Origin of the sequence: Neobacillus niacini (assembly GCF_046591715.1) — a bacterium.
Taxonomy (GTDB): domain Bacteria; phylum Bacillota; class Bacilli; order Bacillales; family Cytobacillaceae; genus Neobacillus; species Neobacillus niacini_L.
In genome coordinates this window covers 106,693-123,654 of record NZ_JAWVNQ010000001.1, presented here as the reverse complement: position 1 = coordinate 123,654, position 16,962 = coordinate 106,693, and the positions used below count along the sequence as shown (strand labels likewise).

Genomic DNA, 16,962 nt, shown 5'->3' with positions numbered 1-16,962 from the left:
TTCTGAGACAAATTATTAAAAGGGCTTTGTCCTTTTTAAGACAAAGCCCTCAACATACTATTCTTTTTTCGTTAATTGCAAAGCCTTTTTAATATCTTTGAAGGAATTTGATTTCCCATACATAAGAACTCCCCCTCGGTAAACCCGGGCACCAAATACAGCTAAGAAAGCTATCGTCCCTAAGAGGATAGATATACCTAATGCAGCTTCCCAAATTGGAATATTCAACATCCCTACACGTAAAAACATTATCATCGGGGTGAAAAATGGAATAAAAGATGTAATGACAATGAATGGAGAGTCAGGTTTTCCAAGACCAAACATCGCAATCATAAATCCAGCTACAACTAGCAATGTCATTGGTGTAATCATTTGTTGAACATCTTCAATCCTGCTCACCAGCGAACCTAGAAAAGCAGCAAGAGTTGCATATAGAAAATAACCCAGGATAAAGAAGATAACTGCATAGAGAATGGTTGATAATGAGATATTGCCAAAGCCAAATGCATCAAAGAAACCACCCTCTAATGAGGACATATTTCGTTTAATTGAGAAATATCCAACTGATAAAAGTACCGCAAGTTGAGTTAAGCTTAACAGCCCAATACCCAATATTTTTGCAAACATCTGCTTAATTGGTGACACGCTTGAGATTAAGATTTCCATTACTCTTGAAGACTTTTCGGTAGCAACTTCCATTGCAATCATACTTGCATACATAATAACAGCAAAATAAATGACAAACAGCAGGACATAAACAAGTCCTCTAGCTTGATTCAATTCTTCTTCGGTTTTAGCGTTTTCTTCAAGAGCAATTTTCTCAAACGAGACCGGCTCATAAAGCTGCTGAAGCTGCTCTTGTGATAGATTAATCTTCGAAGCCGCAAGCATGGTTTTTATTTGCTGCAGTCCCGCCTGAAGATCAGTGAATGTTCCTGAATCAGCCACACTCATAGCTTTATATACAGCTTCAGGCAGCTGCTCTTCGTCGTACCGCAGCTGAACAAATCCTGTATATTCACCTTCTTCCACTGCCTTTTCAGCCTCTTTATCGGACCCGTCATACTCTGTCAGCTGCAGGTTTTTATTTAAAGCACTCATTTGCTCCTTCAGCGGTGTATAAAGTTGGCCAGTTTCATCTATAACAGCAACCTTTTCTTTATCTCCCCCTTTATCAAAAACCTCAATGATGTTACTCATATTGGTTAACCCTAAAGTGAGAACCACTGTCAATAATGTTGTAATGATAAATGATTTTGTCTTTAATTTATGTAAATAGGTATGGAATAAAATAATCCAAAACTTATTCATAGGAATCACCTACTTTCTCAATAAAAATATCATTTAAAGAAGGCTCTTCAAGGTCAAACTTTCTGATGAATCCTTTGTTTACAATCTCTTTAAGGATTCTTTCTGCGATGTATTCACCCTCGATTTGCAGATGAATTCCCTCTGTTGTCAATTTAGCTTTAACTACTCCTGGATATTCTTTTAGGTAGTCCAATGGAAAATCAGCATGAATAACCAGGTTCTTTTTACCAAAGGCACGTTTAATTTCTTTTAATGAACCGTGCACAACCGGGGCTCCTTTGTGCATAATACAAAGATGCTCACACATCTCCTCTACATGGTGCATTTGATGGCTTGAAAATACAATGGTTGTTCCCTTTTCCTTTAGTGAGAGAACGGCCTCTTTAAGCATTTCAACGTTTACAGGGTCCAAACCGCTGAATGGTTCATCAAGAATCAATAATTTTGGTTTATGTATGACTGCCGCAATGAATTGAATCTTCTGCTGATTTCCTTTTGACAACTCTTCTACTTTTTTATTTTCATATTCTGGCACCTTAAATTTTTCAAGCCAATATCTTAATTCAGAAACTGCTTCGCTTTTTTGCATCCCTCTTAATCTTGCAAGGTAAATAATTTGATCGCTAACTTTTAATTTTGGATATAACCCTCTTTCTTCAGGAAGGTACCCCACTAAATGACTCGTAGAATAATTGATCGGCTTCCCGTCCCAGGTAATCCTTCCCTCACTTGGATCCAAGAGCCCTAAAATCATTCGAAATGTTGTCGTCTTTCCTGCACCGTTAGCTCCTAAAAAACCAAACATTTCTTTTTCAGGAATAGCTATGGAAAGGTCCTTAACAGCCGTAAAGTCGCCAAATCTTTTTTTTACATGTTCTAGTTTTAAAACCATACGAATTCCCCCTCAAAAAATTACTACGAAATGCCTAAAGAAAAGTTTCACTTTTGCAAAATATCAAGAATTGTGTAAATATTATAATATTAATATCTTTCAGGGAGGATTTTGGATGAAGACTTACAAGTTAACTGCCTTTGAAGCAAATGGAGAAAAAATAGTTGATGAAGCGTTTCAGGCTGAGCATGATGAGGCAGCAAAGGAATTAGCTGAAAAACTATTGCTTGAAAAGAATTTACTAGATAAAACACATCGTTGCACATCACCAAGCGGCAAGCTATTATTATTCCATTCATAGGAATTAGATAGAAAAAAGAAGCAGCAATTGCTTCTTTTTTTTCATTTCTATTTTCCGATAAATTTTGCTGGCCTTTTTTCAATAAATGCCCTGATTCCTTCTTGATGATCAAAAGTTCGACGCATATTTAATTGCCCATGTTTTTCTAATTCTAATATTTTAAGTAATTGCGGCCGGTTGCTGTCTGCTAATATTTTTTTCGTTTTGATCATTGCCTGAACTGGACGACTCAGCCAATCCGATATTCTTGCTTCTAATGTTTCTTCAAGATTTCCCTCGGCAATTTCCTGAATCAAACCTAGTTCAAGTGCTTCCTGTGCGTTCATCATTTTTCCATCCCAGATGACTTGCTTTGCTTTTATTTCGCCTAATCTTTTTTCTAAAAAGAAGTGGGAACCACCATCAGGTATTAACCCGATTCCAATAAAATTCATTGCCAATCTGCTTTTATTATCTGCTATGATATGATCAGTAGCCAATGCTAGACTGAATCCAAGCCCAGCTGCCGCACCATTTACAGCGCTGATGGTTAATTTTGGAATGCTATAAAGAGTAATTATTAATTCACTAATACAGTCCATTACCGGGAGGAATTCGCTTTCATTTAAATCAGAAAGCATCGTTTTAATATCGCCGCCTGCCGAGAAAGCTCTGCCGCTGCCTGTTAATACGACAACATCAATATCATCTGATTCAGATATTTCTTTTAATTTAGAGACTAACCCCTTTATCATGTCCACATCGAGTGCATTTAATGCTTCCGGTCTATTCATCTCAACAGTTGCAACCCGTCCGTTAACCCTCACTTTTACTTTGTCAGTTACAAAATTAATCGTCACCTAAAAACTCCTCCTATCAACTTTTATTCATATCCATTATAGCTTGAATTGGTATGATAAAAAATAAATTTTCATAATATATGGAATTTTCACTGCCAGAATTCTACAAAAACTTCTTTTACGGTAAAAAGGACAAAGAGCAGCCTCTTTGTCCTTTTACAAACCTACTTCCTAAGTACTTCTTTTTGTACCTGCTCCCGTAGTGTCATCTTTAAAAACTTCCCTACGGAGGTCTTCGGAATTTCCTCTAAGAACAAGATTTCATCAGGTAACCACCACTTTGCGAACTGTGGAGTTAGAAATTCAAGTAAATCTTCCTTTGTTACTTTTCCTTTATATGCATCTTTTAAGACCACGCATGCAACTGGCCTTTCCTGCCATTGTTCATGCGGGATGGCAACGACCGCCGCCTCAAACACTGATTCATGGGCCATTAAAGCATTTTCCAAATCTACGGAAGAAATCCATTCTCCGCCGCTCTTTATGAGATCCTTTGTACGGTCGACAATTTTCACAAAGCCTTCTTCGTCAATGGTTACCACATCACCCGTGTGCAGCCATCCGTCACGGAAGGCATCTAGAGTTCTATCATCCTTATAATAACTAGAAGCAATCCATGGACCCTTTATGCATAGTTCTCCCATTTCTTTGCCATCCCAAGCCACTTCTCCATCCTTACCGATGACTTTTATACTTAAGCCAGGAACAAGAACTCCTTGCTTTGCTCTAATTTCCAGCCTTTCTTCATAATCTAAGCTTTCTTGATAGCTTTTCAATGTTGAAATAACCACGAGCGGACTGGTTTCAGTCATCCCATATGCATGCATAAATGGTACCTTATGGCGTTGTTCGTATGCCTTAATCATCCCTTTTGGAGCTGCTGAACCGCCACAGAGAACTCCTCTTAAACTACTAAGGTCATATGAGTTCTCATCTAGTTCTTTAAGCAGTCCAAGCCAAATAGTTGGGACACCCGCAGTAATGGTAACTTTCTCTCCTTCTATCAGTTCTGCTAATAGTTTTGGTGTAAAGTATGGTCCTGGCAATACTAAGGACGTCCCAAACCATACAGCGGCAAATGGCATTCCCCACGCATTGGCATGGAACATCGGTACAACTGGTAATGCAATATCTTTTTCGCTCATTGCTGCACTATCAGCGAGACCTAAGGCCATACTATGAAGAAATATTCCTCTATGAGAGTAAACAACTCCTTTTGGATTCCCTGTCGTAGCAGATGTATAACACATTCCTGCTGGATCATTTTCTTCGATGTCTTCTGGATAATTAAAATTTGGATCAGCTTCAGCTAACAAATCTTCGTAATGATAAACCGGAGATAGGGTTGTTTCAGGCAGCACCTTGTCATCTGTCATAATTACATAAGCCTTAACACTTTTCAGCTCTGACGCACATTTTTCAAGTAACGGAACTAAGTCTGGGTCTACTAAGAGGACACGGTCTTCGGCATGATTGATAATATAGGAAATATGCTGCGGAGAAAGACGAATGTTAATCGTATGAAGTACGGAACCAATACATGGAATTGCAAAATATGCCTCTAGGTGGCGATGATGGTTCCATGCAAGTGTTCCTACCCTATCACCTTTTTCTACTCCAAGTCTTTTAAGACTGTCTGCCAGTCTTCTCGTTCTTTCACCGATTTGTTTGTAGGTAAATCGATGAATTCCGCCAGCTGTTCTAGAAACTACCTCTTTTTTCGGAAAATATTTTTCTGCTCTTTCAATCATCTGTGTCATTGTTAAAGGCGTTTGCATCATTGCTAAATCCCCTCCATAACTGAAAGCGTTTTCAAATCATAGTATTCTATGACTGATATCCTATAAAATATTCTACATAATTATGACATTTCCTCTATTAAGAACGGTCAATTTTGAAAAAAAAATCTCCTGCCTATTTATGAAGCAGGAGATCCCTTTTCTGAGAAGAGTTCATTTAATATTTTTATTTTTTGTTCTGTATAAGTTTCAAAGCTTTCATTATAGGTTTTCGGGTCTTTTGGATTAGCAAATTGGGTGATTTTCCCTGTTACGTGATCAATGAATTTGCTGGCTGCTCCGCATCCCAGCCCAATAATGGTCTGCTGCTCCTCCATAATCATGATATTATAAATACTCTCTTGATTTGGGAACGCATAGCCGACATTCTCAAGATTGCCAAGAATATTCTTTTGCCGATAGAGATAATAAGGAACATAACCATGCCTGTCTGTCCACTCAGTTGCTAGATTCATCATTTGTTCTACTTCAGAACGATCTGCCACTTTATACCTTTCCTTATTTTTCGTCATCTCTGATGCGCGTTTAAAGGATAACGTATGGACGGTTAGGGACTCTGGCATCAGCTTTTTTGTTTCCGCAAGGGAATGTGTAAATTCAGCCATCCCCTCACCGGGAAGTCCAATAATGAGATCCATATTAATATTGTTCATGCCCATTTCTCTAGCCAAATGATATTTATCAATTGTTTCCTCAACACTGTGATGACGCCCAATTGCTTTTAGTGTTTCCTGTGTATAAGATTGAGGATTTATACTAATCCTGTCTATTTTCCATTTCTTTAGAACCTCTAATTTTTCAGGGGTAATCGTATCCGGACGTCCAGCTTCAACTGTAATCTCACGGATATTCTCAACGTCTGGAAAAGAAGTATACATTTCCTCATAGAGCATATCCATTTCTTCCGCCGTAATACTAGTAGGTGTCCCTCCTCCATAGTAAACGGTAGTAATTCGTACACCCTTAGCCTTCAGCCATTCTCCAATTTTCTTCATTTCATAATGCAGGCCGCCTAAGAATGAATCCACCGACCCCTGCCTGCCGTTTATAGCATAGGCTGGGAATGTACAGTATGCACATTTTGTTGGGCAAAAGGGAATACCGATGTAAATGCTAACCTCTTTTTGAAGTGAATATAGGTCTGGAACAACCGCCAGCTGCCTGTCGACAATTTGCTGCATCAGCTGAATTTTTTCATCCGTAATCAGGTAATCCTCTTTTAATTGCTGATGAGCAATTTCTTTGTAAATTCCTTGTTGAACTTTACGATGCAGAAGCTTTGTTGGTCTAATCCCTGTTAATATACCCCACTTTTGAGTAATACCTGTCCAATTTTGCAACAGTGTCACATACACATGGGCGACTGCATTTTTAATCTGCTTAAAGTACTCCTTTTCAGTATTAAACGGCTGTACTTCTTTTTGAAAATCGGCTGTAAAGGATTTCCCTTCTAGCTCAATTAATTCAGCAGATACATCAATAAGGTTATCTTCATTTATAATAAATTTTATGGTTAAATCAGCCTCATCGTCTAATACCTTCACAATCTCTGTTTCTTCAAAAAATAAATTTGCGATCAGTGTTAATTGACGATTAAACCTTTCATCCTCTAATCCAATTATCGATATTCTCATTAGAATCACTCTTTCAAAGTAAACTTCTTTTAGTGTACATAATCCCCAAAATAAGGTCAATACAGTGGAAATCATTCACAAATACAAAAGACATCACCGTAAAAACGATGATGTCCGCTACATTACTTTTTAATAATATTCATTTTTCTTAAAAACTCGATTGGCTGCTGCTTTCTAAAATGTTCTTTAACCATATATGCCACGCCGTGCTCATTTTTCGACCTCGTTACCCAGTCAGCTGCTCTTTTTACCTCAAATTCGGCATTCCACATGGCCACACCTAATCCCGCAGCTTCAATTGCTGGAATATCGTCTAATCCATCTCCAATTACAACCATTTCTTTTAATTGAATTCCAAGGTGGCTTCCTAAAAAACTAAGACCCTTTAACTTTGAGACACCTTGAGGCACAATGTCTAACCGCAAAGCATCAAGTTGTATAGTTTCTATTTCTGTAAACATTTTTTCAATTGCCTTTTGCGCATCCAATAGATCGCTCTCATCTTCAAAATAAACTTCTATCTTCGGTGGAGTAACCGGTTGATCATGTAAGTATTCGCTAAGAGATGATACAAACTGCTGGGAATAGAATACTGGGTCCCCTGATGTAAACACAGTTTTTGCCAGCAAATTATTGTTTAACTTCAGCCTGTTTGCTAATGAATATTGTTCATGTACCAGCCTAATTTGACAGGGCATTCCCTCTAAAAAACGGACGGTATCATAGGTGATATTTTCATTTATTCTTTGGACAAGATTTTGTTTATCTTGAATGTTTGCAATATATGCTCCTTGATGTGTAATCAGCGGGTTCTTTATTTTTAATGCCCTCGCCACTTTCTTAGCTGAGGGAAAACTTCTAGATGTCATAAGCGTTACATAAATTCCTTTTTGCTGAACATACTCAATGGCTTCCTTCGTAGACTTATGAATTTTCCCATTACTCTGGAGTAGCGTTCCATCAATATTTAATGCAAGCAAACGATAAATCATTATGCTGCCCCCTGTTCTTGGTGAAGTTACCCTTATAACACTTTTATGATTTTTCACCCAAAGATAGAACAAGGGCAGAATAGAAAAGAAAAAACTTCCGAAAATATCGGAAGCTTTTAATACTATTCTAAATTTCCGTAAAGTTCCTCAAGAGGCTTCATAATAACTTGGTTTAACTCTCCAATGATCATGCTCATTCGCTGTTCAGCTTGCATCAGACGAGAGATTTTTTCATTTTGTTGAACAACGGCTACTGTTGCTTGCGCTTGTTGGATCTCCTGCTCAGATATTTCCTGGCCCATCATTTGCTTTTGTTGTAGGTTCATTTGAATTTGGCGGAAATTATCAAACATACTTTTTGCTGCTGGATCAGCATTTACTTCATTATACATTTGCTGCAGGTGTTTATATTCGTCACTTTGGCGTATCGCTTTTTCTAATGCATATGCTGCATCGTATAAGTTAACGGACATTCATTCCACTCCTCTTAAGAAAATAATCTTAATAACTATAACAAACTATGTTTGTAAATGCGAGGATGTTCAACTACCTGCAATTAAGTATCACCAACTATTGGGCGGTAACATACGATACCATATCAAAGAATGCCTATTTTAACATATATCCACCGATAAATGAGGAGTGAATATGCCCCTAATCACCATTGTTCCTATGAAATCAGTTAATAGGACGGACATTTTTATAAATATGTCCTCACAACTTTTTATACAATTACAGCTTGAAATGACAGAAATCAAGCTCTCTGTTGGAATGAAAACGGTAAAAGCAAAAATAAGAACGGTTGAGATGAATCCTAATGAGATTCATTTCCCTGAAAATCTATTTGACCTGTTTTGTTTACCGATACAACGTTATAATTTTCATGCTATTTATAAAGAAGAAATAGAATCCCTGATGCTGGGGCCAATCGTGGGTCTAGTAACAGACTTTACAAATAAAGAAAATGATGATCCTTATTTTCGTTCTATTCATAGCTTTTGTGAAGAATTGCATCATGGTCTCAAGGAGTATGGCGGTTTCTTGTTTGTATTTTCTTACCCAGAATTCCCCGCCAAAGGTTATTATTTCGAAGAAGGTAAATGGAAGTCTGCTCAACTCCCTATTCCTGACGTAATTTATAATCGTATTCATTCGCGCAGAATTGAATTTGGCAGGGAATACAATTTATTTCGCCAAAAACTTACGGAGTTAGGTATCCCAATTTTTAATGATCGTTTCCTTTCAAAATGGGAGGTACATGAGCACCTAATTCATGAAAATCATCTTCAACCTTTTATACCTGAAACAAATTTGTTCACTAAGGATCTGTTAGCTGCATTTGTTGATAAATATGACACTGTTTTTATTAAACCTGTTCATGGAAGTCAAGGGAGAAACATTTTCAAACTAAAAAAAGAGAATAGTAGCATGATATTGGAGGCTTCTGTCAAATCACACACTGAACATAAGCAAGTTATTTTGCCATTAGAAGATGTGTATTCGTACATTAAACCCTTTGTTAACAATAGAATCTACATTATCCAGCAAGGAATTCCCCTCCATACCTATCAAAATAGAGGAATGGACTTTAGAGTATTATGTCATAAAAATCACCAAGGCAGATGGACTGCTACTTCTTTAGTTTCCCGAATATCAGCAGAGGGTGAGTTTGTATCCAATCTTGCTAGAGGCGGAGAAATCATGAATCCCCTAAATGTTTTAAAGAATAGCTTGAGTATAGGTGAGGCAAAGGCGCTAATTAAAGAAGTGAAAGAATTAGCGATTGAAACCGCAATGATCATTGAAAGAAAGTCCTCTGGAATTACCGGAGAACTTGGTATCGATATTGGAATTGACCAGGAGTATAAGCCATGGTTAATTGAAGTTAATTCCAAGCCATCAAAAAACTTTGAGGATGGGCAAAAGAAAATCAGACCATCTGCCAAAGCCATTATTCAGTTTTGTACCAAGTTAGCATGGGACACCACTTTTGAAATGGAGGAATCATAGATGATTACCTTTGGAATTATGACATTAAACCTAGAAAGTGAAGCTTCCTATATAAATGAAATCGCTGCCCGAAGTCATGCATGTGGTATTGTCTGTTATCACTTTCTCCCATCTCAAATAAATCCCCGCACCTCACAAGTTTTGGGAAGAAGGTTTGACTTTCTTGAACAATGCTGGGTAGAAGATGAGTTTCCGATTCCATCCCTTATCTATGACCGCTGCTTTTACGGGGACGATGAACATTCTAAGATGTGTATTCCCATCGTTTCCTGGTTAAAAAGCAAAGAGGAATTTACCTTTTTAGGATTCGGACTGCCAAACAAACTAGAATTATATGAAACATTAACTCATTCTCAATTAGCCCCCTATTTACCTCACTCCGAGCCCATTAATAATTGTGAACAGGTAGCAGATGCCTTACGTAAACAGAAAAAAATCATGATTAAACCCATAAATGGTTCTCAAGGATATGGGATTTATTATCTTAAGAAAAACGACAAAACCATACATGTCAAAACCGAGAAAAACAAGAAAATCATCTCGAGAATCTTCCCAAATGAGAAAAAACTATTTAAATGGCTCCAGCCTTTACTAAACTTTCGGCCATACTTTCTTCAGCCTTATCTTGAATTATCCAATGCTGCTTCTCAGCCCTTTGATATTAGAATTTTACTGCAAAAAGATGAACAAGGTCTCTGGGCTTTGCGTGGAAAGGCTATTCGGCAGGGGAATTCAGGAGGAATTCTTTCAAACTTAAGTGCTGGTGGCCTAGCAGTGGACTTTGATGTATGGTCCGCTTCTCTTTCTTTGGCTAACAAAGACTATATTTTAGCTGAACTTGATTTCATTACAAAAAACCTCCCTCTAATACTTGAAGAAGAAATCCTTCCATTATTTGAAATTGGAATTGATATTGGCTTGGCGAAGGATGGCGCTCTTTGGATTCTCGATGTAAATTCAAAGCCTGGAAGAAAGGTACTTCTACAGACACATCCAGAATTAAAAGAAACCTTATTCCTTGCCCCCCTTCTTTATGGAAAACATATAACTCAATCTGATCGTAAAGAAAGGAAGAGCTACTATGAGAAAACGTTATACCATTGAAATTGTTCCAAACAGCCAATTGGTTGTTTACTGTCCTCAAGAGCTCTTAAAGACTCATGGAATAAATAAAATTGCCTTTGGATCTAAAGCAATTGAAGCTGACTTTAGGATTCATCCTAAGGAAAATAATAGTATCGTGATAAGTAAAGGGATCCAAGATCTCTTACACTTTCCCGACTTCTCTATTAAGCTTCATGTTTTTGTCGAACATCAGGTTTTAACTATCGGACCGCTTGTTGGAATTTTTACAGCTGGCTTTACACCATTTCCTCACCGGCCAATTGGAGATAGAACGAACTTTTTCTCCAAATTGTTATCTGTAAAAACCAATGTTGGAGCCGTACCATTTGTTTTTGGCGAGCAGCACATTGGTTGGGATACGGGTACAGTTAACGGATATTTTTATCATGATAACCAATGGCAGAGAGTTGAGGTACCATTCCCTCATGTCATTTATGATCGGCTTCCTAACAGGAAAAGTGAAAGAAATCCCAAGTTAATCAAGGTCAAGGAAACGCTTCAAAAGGACTATCTAATTCCTTGGTATAACCCTGGATTTTTTAGTAAGCTGGATATTTATGAAAGATTACAGCAGGACAAATCAGCAGCTGTTTATCTTCCAGAAACTCATCCTTTTACTTCTTTTTCAATGATGGAAGAAATGCTTTCTAAATATGGTCACATCTATCTAAAACCAATAAATGGAAGCCTTGGCTTAGGTGTCCACCAAATCCTCTATGATAAAATGCAAGATGAATATTATTGCCGCTATCAAGATCAAAAAGGTGTGAATCGACTTCGGAAGTTTTCTTCCTTAGAAGGCTTGTTTCAAACTGTTTTTGCAAATCGTAATTTAGAAAAAATGCTTGTTCAGCAAGGAATTAACCTCCTAAGGCAAGATCAGCGTCCCATTGATTTCCGTATCCACACGAATAAAGATGATGAAGGTGAATGGCATGTTACAGCATTGGCTGCAAAATTAGCAGGCAGAGGCAGTGTAACTACCCATGCCAGGAGCGGAGGCGAAGTGAAAACACTGACAGAGCTTTTTCAGCAGGATGAAGAACAACTTTATACAAAAAAGCTAGTTCATGCAGCTCTATTATTAAGTAACAGCCTTTCAAATAACATGGAAGGCATTATTGCCGAAATTGGATTTGATTTAGGAATAGATAAACATGGTGACGTCTGGTTGTTTGAAGCAAATTCCAAACCTGGAAGATCTATTTTCAGTCACCCTGAACTAAAGGATTTCGATAAACTTACCTGTAAACTATCATTGGCTTTTGCGGTCTTTTTAACGGAACAAACTATTTTGCATCCAGAGGATGTTATCAAATGGTAATCATCAATCACTGGGACAAAAGAATGCGGCCTCTCATTGGTATCTTGACTGCAAAGAAAAAGGATGGAACCATTGCTGGGAATGGTTCTCTATTTATCGAACTGCAAAAGAAGCTTATTTCTCTTAATGGAATAAGCTTTATCTTTACTCTAGACGGAGTTCAAAAGGATTCAATAGATGGATTCACTTATATTCCAGAAAAAAATGAATGGGAAAGAATAAGTGCACCATACCCGGATCTCGTTTATAACCGTATACCCTTTCGAAGTGCAGAAGAGGAAATAAAAAACAGTGATTTTATTAATGAATTAAAAGAAAAAAATATCCCTTTTTTTAATCCAGGATTTATTGATAAATATGAACTATATCTGCTCCTTAAGGATCACCCTATCCTACATTCTTATCTTCCTCCTACAATCCCAGCATTTGAAAAACAAACACTATGGTCCTTCCTAACCCAATTTCAATCCATTTACTTAAAACCTGCTCAATCTGCAAGGGGAAGCGGTATTTTTAAATTAGAATTAGATACAGAGAAAAAGGCCATTTTAAATGGGATTAGACAGAGCTATGAATACGCTGCTTTTGATCATTTTTGGGACGAATGGGAAGACATTCTTAGGGAGAAGAATTATCTCGCACAAAAGGAAATAAAGTCTAAAAAGTATGATGGCAAGAAGTTCGATTTACGAATTATCGCTCATGCCAATAATGACACTTATATCGTTACTGGAGTTGGGATAAGACAATCCCAAAAGCAGGATATAACCACTCATATTCCATCAGGGGGGAATCTTTTACCCTATACTCTATTCCAAACGAAGGAGCAAGATTTATTTATTGAAAGTATAGCTAAACAAATCGGGTTTGCACTTTCACAGAATCTTGGCTTTTTCGGTGAGTTTTCCATAGATGCTGGTATCAGTGAGAGTGGTCATTATTATATTTACGAAGTTAATTCCAAACCAATGAGTTTTGATGAAAGTGACATAGAAGCTAAAAGAATTGACCACCTATGCAAATTGTTCCTTCAGCGAAGTATTCACAACAAATAACAAAAAAATTTACTGGAATGTATGGATTATTTCCCTTAAGCTAGAAGTAATCACTAGTTTATAAGGGAGATGTTTAAAGATGTTAACACATTTTCAGTTTAAACCTTTATTTGAAAATAAGAATATTCCTGGATGGAATTTTTCCTTTTACTATAAGAAACAAAGGTATTCAGGTATTTATCATCAAACTGGAAAAATTGAATGGACAGCCAATACTCCCGAACAGAATGACATTGACGCGCTCACCAGTCAAATCCACGAATTAATGCTCTTCCATGTTTATGAATAATGATTGAGTGAATGAAATATTACCCTTTCCGTAAACTAAAGAAAAACTAGGAAAGGAAATGATTGCTTTGGATGAAGGAAAAAAAGACTTACAGTATGAAGGAAAAGACAAAGTTTATCTAGATATTGACAGAATTATTAATGAAGGATTATCAGGAGGCTCTGTCCACTCTCGTCAAGATACCACAAATATTGAAGAAGCACGTAATCTTACTGAAGAAGAACCCCCGTATCAAACCAATAAATAAGCATCGGAAGGCTGACACGTTGAAATTACGTCTCAGCCTTTTTTATTTTATTACAATAAATAATGTTATAATGGGGACATAATGATATAAATTTTCTAAACGGAGAAGTTGACATTGTTAAAAAAAATAAAGGCCTTATATGAAGATTCTATACTATATTCTGAACAGCCAAACCATACATCAGATCAATTTTACATATTTTACGACGATTCTGAACGCAATTGGCTTTCAATTCCAAAAACTAATCTAACAGAAAAAGAGTTACACCTTCTTCAAGCTCTGTATGAACAGATGACCATTCCTTCTTTACCAATGCCTGTTCTTTCTAGAAAATGGCATGATTTTTTACTATTAGATGGTTCTATTCCATCTTTAGGTCCTGAAAGTCACTATCGATTCATTCAATTCAATATTAAAGGTAATGGGGTTGACCAATCGGAAATCGAGTCAGCAATAAAAGGCTTTTTTTCTGATGAAATCCAAATTATTTGGGAGGATGTTCAAAATGGTATTGTAATTGAAGAAAGAAAACAAATATCCCTTACAGAGAGTGAGTTATCTTCCATTGCAGATACAATTGAAAGTGACTTTTATGTAAAAATATCGTTCTATATTGGCAAATTATATCCCTTTTCCAGTCAATTGCGTCACCAATTTCAACAAGAAAAGGAGTATTTCGATTTTGCTAAGAACCATTTTAAAAGCACAAATATTATTACCTTTGAAAAAATATTCCCGGCTTTTGCTGCATTCAATCTGCCTGAACACATTAAAGAGAAGATAGACAAGGAGCTCTTAACTGTGTTTGCAGAGGATGAAGAGTTATTTATAACCATAAAAGTTTTCCTAGAAAATAATCTGAATGCAAGTCTGACGGCTAAAAAATTATATATCCATCGAAATACACTTCAGTACCGAATTGATAAATTCATTGATAAAACCGGGGTGCAATTAAAAGACTTTTACGCAGCTTTCACCGTCTTTTTAGCTTGTATGGTTTTTGAACAAAAGAAATAGATTTTGATAGGACACAATGCACAAATTTCAATTTGGGAACTTTGTGCATTGTGTCCATACTTTTTGTAAACCTTTTCATGTACACTTAGGTTAATCAAAACAGGGAGGGTTTTCACAATGGCAGAATTAAAATTAGATCATATATATAAAATTTACGATAATAAAGTTACAGCAGTTACAGACTTTAATCTACATATTCAAGATAAGGAGTTTATCGTATTTGTAGGTCCTTCTGGCTGCGGTAAATCAACAACTTTACGTATGGTTGCTGGTCTTGAAGAAATTTCAAAAGGTGACTTTTATATTGACGGAAAAAGAGTGAATGATGTAGCTCCTAAAGACCGTGATATTGCGATGGTATTCCAAAACTATGCCCTTTATCCGCATATGACAGTTTATGATAATATGGCTTTCGGCCTAAAACTTCGTAAGTTTCCGAAGGATGAGATCGATCGTCGTGTAAATGAAGCTGCAAAAATTCTAGGCTTAGAAGCTTACCTAAAGAGAAAGCCAAAAGCTTTATCAGGCGGTCAGCGTCAGCGTGTTGCATTAGGACGTGCGATTGTCCGTGATGCTAAGGTTTTCTTAATGGACGAACCTCTTTCAAACCTTGATGCAAAACTTCGTGTAGCGATGCGTGCTGAAATTGCAAAGCTTCACCGTCGTTTAAACACAACGACTATCTACGTAACACATGACCAAACTGAAGCGATGACAATGGCTTCAAGACTTGTTGTTATGAAAGATGGAATTATTCAACAAGTGGGAACACCTAAAGAAGTATATGAAAAGCCTGAGAACGTATTTGTCGGCGGTTTTATCGGTTCTCCTGCTATGAACTTCTTCAATGGAAAACTTGAAGATGGCAAGTTTGTAATTGGGAAGATTTCCATCGCGGTTCCTGAAGGTAAAATGAAGGTTCTTCGTGAACAAGGATATGTTGGAAAAGAAATTATCCTTGGTGTTCGCCCTGAGGACATTCATGATGAGCCTGTATTTATCGAGGCATCTACTGGAACAAAGGTTACCGTTAATGTAGATGTTGCTGAGTTAACTGGGGCAGAATTAATGGTTTACTCAAGTTTAGATGGTCAAGACTTTGTTGCCCGTCTTGATTCTAGAGCAGATATTCACCCAGGTGATTCACTAGAACTAGCGTTTGATTTAAATAAAGGCCATTTCTTTGACGCTGAAACTGAGTCCCGCATTCGCGTGGCTAACGAATAGAATAAAAAAAAGAAAACGGTCCCAGTACTTACACTGGGACCGTTTTTCGTGTATAAATTTATTCTTTTATAAAGATTACCTCATCCTTTTGACAGGAGGGACATTGATATAAATGTGGGCATTTCCCACCTGAGTTCGTGTCCGGATAACCATCTTCCATCTTCATTAAATCAATTTCCATATAGGGACTATAATCATCATAGTAGTCCATTAACCTTCCGCTTTCTAACATTAGTTCCCCGCAATGTGTGCATACTTGTGATATATCACGTAATCCGTTGCATATTGGGCATATCGGCATTCCCATTCACCCTCTAATTTATGGTATATCTTTAGTTTGCGTTACTATTACAGCAGTATGTAGTGGAATAAATTACCATTAAAATCAACCGAATAAGTTGTCCATTTTTAATCATAATAATATTACAAAGCAAGCAACAACATTAAATCGATGGGTTACCAAGTGAAAATGAAATATCATTTCACAACTTAAGGGTCTTTAAGCCGGTGCAAGTCCGGCTAACCCAGCCTCACAAAGGAAAGTGAAAAGCAGCTCCAATATCTTATTTTTAAAATGGGTTAGGCCAAGGTGGCAATGGTTATCTTAACCATAATGGTTCAATTCCATACTGACCCCAAAATTATTAAGAGGAGTGTTATTCAACTATGGCTAGTAACAACAACTCTAATCAACTTTTAGTACCTGGAGTGGAGCAAGCACTTCAACAAATGAAGTATGAAATTGCTACAGAATTTGGAGTAAATCTAGGTGCAGACACAACTTCTCGTGCTAACGGTTCTGTTGGTGGAGAAATCACTAAGCGTCTTGTAGCAATGGCAGAGCAACAACTTGGCGGATTCCAACGCTAATCTTTAAGTAAACACAGTAAAAAATAAATA

17 protein-coding genes are annotated in these 16,962 nt (G+C 37.0%); 10 read left to right on the top strand and 7 right to left on the bottom strand.

Annotation, left to right across the window (positions count from 1 at the left end; translation table 11 throughout):
• Positions 1 to 57: 57 nt before the first annotated feature.
• Together SFC47_RS00640 and SFC47_RS00635 are read right to left on the bottom strand one after the other, a co-directional pair.
• Entirely contained in the window at positions 58 to 1,311 is a 1,254-nt protein-coding gene (locus SFC47_RS00640) for an ABC transporter permease (RefSeq protein ID WP_411252300.1), read from the bottom strand.
• Positions 1,304 to 2,203, bottom strand: coding sequence for an ABC transporter ATP-binding protein (locus SFC47_RS00635; protein ID WP_411252299.1), 900 nt, complete (start codon positions 2,201 to 2,203; stop codon positions 1,304 to 1,306). The genes SFC47_RS00640 and SFC47_RS00635 overlap by 8 nt, the downstream gene beginning before the upstream one ends.
• A 115-nt stretch (positions 2,204 to 2,318) precedes the next feature.
• Between SFC47_RS00635 and SFC47_RS00630 the strand changes: the two genes are divergently transcribed.
• Positions 2,319 to 2,504, top strand: a complete 186-nt coding sequence (locus tag SFC47_RS00630) for a YhzD family protein (protein ID WP_411252298.1) — start codon at positions 2,319 to 2,321, stop codon at positions 2,502 to 2,504.
• A gap of 47 nt (positions 2,505 to 2,551) precedes the next feature.
• Here SFC47_RS00630 and SFC47_RS00625 read toward each other — a convergent pair whose 3' ends face one another.
• The 5 genes from SFC47_RS00625 to SFC47_RS00605 form a co-directional block, all read right to left on the bottom strand.
• Entirely contained in the window at positions 2,552 to 3,343 is a 792-nt protein-coding gene (locus SFC47_RS00625; RefSeq protein ID WP_411252297.1) for an enoyl-CoA hydratase, read from the bottom strand.
• A gap of 164 nt (positions 3,344 to 3,507) precedes the next feature.
• Positions 3,508 to 5,124, bottom strand: coding sequence for a long-chain fatty acid--CoA ligase (locus SFC47_RS00620; RefSeq protein WP_411252296.1), 1,617 nt, complete (start codon positions 5,122 to 5,124; stop codon positions 3,508 to 3,510).
• A 137-nt stretch (positions 5,125 to 5,261) separates the two neighbouring features.
• The gene (locus SFC47_RS00615) at positions 5,262 to 6,776 is read right to left on the bottom strand and encodes a coproporphyrinogen III oxidase (protein WP_411252295.1); all 1,515 of its coding nucleotides are present in this window, start codon (positions 6,774 to 6,776) and stop codon (positions 5,262 to 5,264) included.
• 122 nt (positions 6,777 to 6,898) lie between these two features.
• Complete coding sequence (locus SFC47_RS00610) at positions 6,899 to 7,768, bottom strand: Cof-type HAD-IIB family hydrolase (RefSeq protein WP_411252294.1); 870 nt, start codon at positions 7,766 to 7,768, stop codon at positions 6,899 to 6,901.
• Positions 7,769 to 7,890: 122 nt separating this feature from the next.
• Complete coding sequence (locus tag SFC47_RS00605) at positions 7,891 to 8,241, bottom strand: YlbF/YmcA family competence regulator (RefSeq protein ID WP_411252293.1); 351 nt, start codon at positions 8,239 to 8,241, stop codon at positions 7,891 to 7,893.
• Between the two features lie 235 nt (positions 8,242 to 8,476).
• On the opposite strand from SFC47_RS00605, the gene SFC47_RS00600 reads away from it, so the two are divergent.
• The 9 genes from SFC47_RS00600 (at position 8,477) to SFC47_RS00560 (ending at position 16,932) form a co-directional block, all read left to right on the top strand.
• On the top strand, positions 8,477 to 9,778 hold the full coding sequence (locus tag SFC47_RS00600; protein ID WP_411252292.1) for a YheC/YheD family endospore coat-associated protein: 1,302 nt from the start codon (positions 8,477 to 8,479) through the stop codon (positions 9,776 to 9,778).
• Positions 9,779 to 10,882, top strand: a complete 1,104-nt coding sequence (locus tag SFC47_RS00595; protein WP_411252291.1) for a YheC/YheD family endospore coat-associated protein — start codon at positions 9,779 to 9,781, stop codon at positions 10,880 to 10,882.
• Entirely contained in the window at positions 10,860 to 12,227 is a 1,368-nt protein-coding gene (locus tag SFC47_RS00590; RefSeq protein WP_411252290.1) for a YheC/YheD family endospore coat-associated protein, read from the top strand. The genes SFC47_RS00595 and SFC47_RS00590 overlap by 23 nt, the downstream gene beginning before the upstream one ends.
• Entirely contained in the window at positions 12,221 to 13,282 is a 1,062-nt protein-coding gene (locus SFC47_RS00585; protein ID WP_411252289.1) for a YheC/YheD family endospore coat-associated protein, read from the top strand. Before SFC47_RS00590 ends, SFC47_RS00585 begins: the two co-directional genes overlap by 7 nt.
• A 79-nt stretch (positions 13,283 to 13,361) precedes the next feature.
• Positions 13,362 to 13,571: a YheE family protein gene (locus SFC47_RS00580; RefSeq protein ID WP_411252288.1), complete on the top strand. Its 210-nt coding sequence runs from the start codon at positions 13,362 to 13,364 to the stop codon at positions 13,569 to 13,571.
• Between the two features lie 58 nt (positions 13,572 to 13,629).
• Positions 13,630 to 13,818 (top strand): hypothetical protein, encoded by a 189-nt coding sequence (locus SFC47_RS00575; RefSeq protein WP_411252287.1) that lies wholly within the window; start codon positions 13,630 to 13,632, stop codon positions 13,816 to 13,818.
• A gap of 108 nt (positions 13,819 to 13,926) precedes the next feature.
• Complete coding sequence (locus SFC47_RS00570) at positions 13,927 to 14,835, top strand: PucR family transcriptional regulator (RefSeq protein WP_411252286.1); 909 nt, start codon at positions 13,927 to 13,929, stop codon at positions 14,833 to 14,835.
• Between the two features lie 117 nt (positions 14,836 to 14,952).
• Positions 14,953 to 16,062, top strand: a complete 1,110-nt coding sequence (locus tag SFC47_RS00565; protein WP_411252285.1) for an ABC transporter ATP-binding protein — start codon at positions 14,953 to 14,955, stop codon at positions 16,060 to 16,062.
• A gap of 666 nt (positions 16,063 to 16,728) precedes the next feature.
• Positions 16,729 to 16,932: an alpha/beta-type small acid-soluble spore protein gene (locus SFC47_RS00560; protein WP_095248511.1), complete on the top strand. Its 204-nt coding sequence runs from the start codon at positions 16,729 to 16,731 to the stop codon at positions 16,930 to 16,932.
• Positions 16,933 to 16,962 lie beyond the last annotated feature (30 nt).

What these genes read in the sequence shown, in the direction of transcription:
- SFC47_RS00610 (WP_411252294.1), bottom strand. Translation starts at nt 7,768, where the DNA reads ATGATTTATCGTTTGCTTGCATTAAATATTGATGGAACGCTACTCCAG.
- SFC47_RS00595 (WP_411252291.1), top strand. Translation starts at nt 9,779, where the DNA reads ATGATTACCTTTGGAATTATGACATTAAACCTAGAAAGTGAAGCTTCC.
- SFC47_RS00615 (WP_411252295.1), bottom strand. Translation starts at nt 6,776, where the DNA reads ATGAGAATATCGATAATTGGATTAGAGGATGAAAGGTTTAATCGTCAA.
- SFC47_RS00605 (WP_411252293.1), bottom strand. Translation starts at nt 8,241, where the DNA reads ATGTCCGTTAACTTATACGATGCAGCATATGCATTAGAAAAAGCGATA.
- SFC47_RS00575 (WP_411252287.1), top strand. Translation starts at nt 13,630, where the DNA reads ATGATTGCTTTGGATGAAGGAAAAAAAGACTTACAGTATGAAGGAAAA.
- SFC47_RS00565 (WP_411252285.1), top strand. Translation starts at nt 14,953, where the DNA reads ATGGCAGAATTAAAATTAGATCATATATATAAAATTTACGATAATAAA.
- SFC47_RS00585 (WP_411252289.1), top strand. Translation starts at nt 12,221, where the DNA reads ATGGTAATCATCAATCACTGGGACAAAAGAATGCGGCCTCTCATTGGT.
- SFC47_RS00620 (WP_411252296.1), bottom strand. Translation starts at nt 5,124, where the DNA reads ATGATGCAAACGCCTTTAACAATGACACAGATGATTGAAAGAGCAGAA.
- SFC47_RS00560 (WP_095248511.1), top strand. Translation starts at nt 16,729, where the DNA reads ATGGCTAGTAACAACAACTCTAATCAACTTTTAGTACCTGGAGTGGAG.
- SFC47_RS00580 (WP_411252288.1), top strand. Translation starts at nt 13,362, where the DNA reads ATGTTAACACATTTTCAGTTTAAACCTTTATTTGAAAATAAGAATATT.
- SFC47_RS00600 (WP_411252292.1), top strand. Translation starts at nt 8,477, where the DNA reads ATGTCCTCACAACTTTTTATACAATTACAGCTTGAAATGACAGAAATC.
- SFC47_RS00635 (WP_411252299.1), bottom strand. Translation starts at nt 2,203, where the DNA reads ATGGTTTTAAAACTAGAACATGTAAAAAAAAGATTTGGCGACTTTACG.
- SFC47_RS00640 (WP_411252300.1), bottom strand. Translation starts at nt 1,311, where the DNA reads ATGAATAAGTTTTGGATTATTTTATTCCATACCTATTTACATAAATTA.
- SFC47_RS00590 (WP_411252290.1), top strand. Translation starts at nt 10,860, where the DNA reads ATGAGAAAACGTTATACCATTGAAATTGTTCCAAACAGCCAATTGGTT.
- SFC47_RS00630 (WP_411252298.1), top strand. Translation starts at nt 2,319, where the DNA reads ATGAAGACTTACAAGTTAACTGCCTTTGAAGCAAATGGAGAAAAAATA.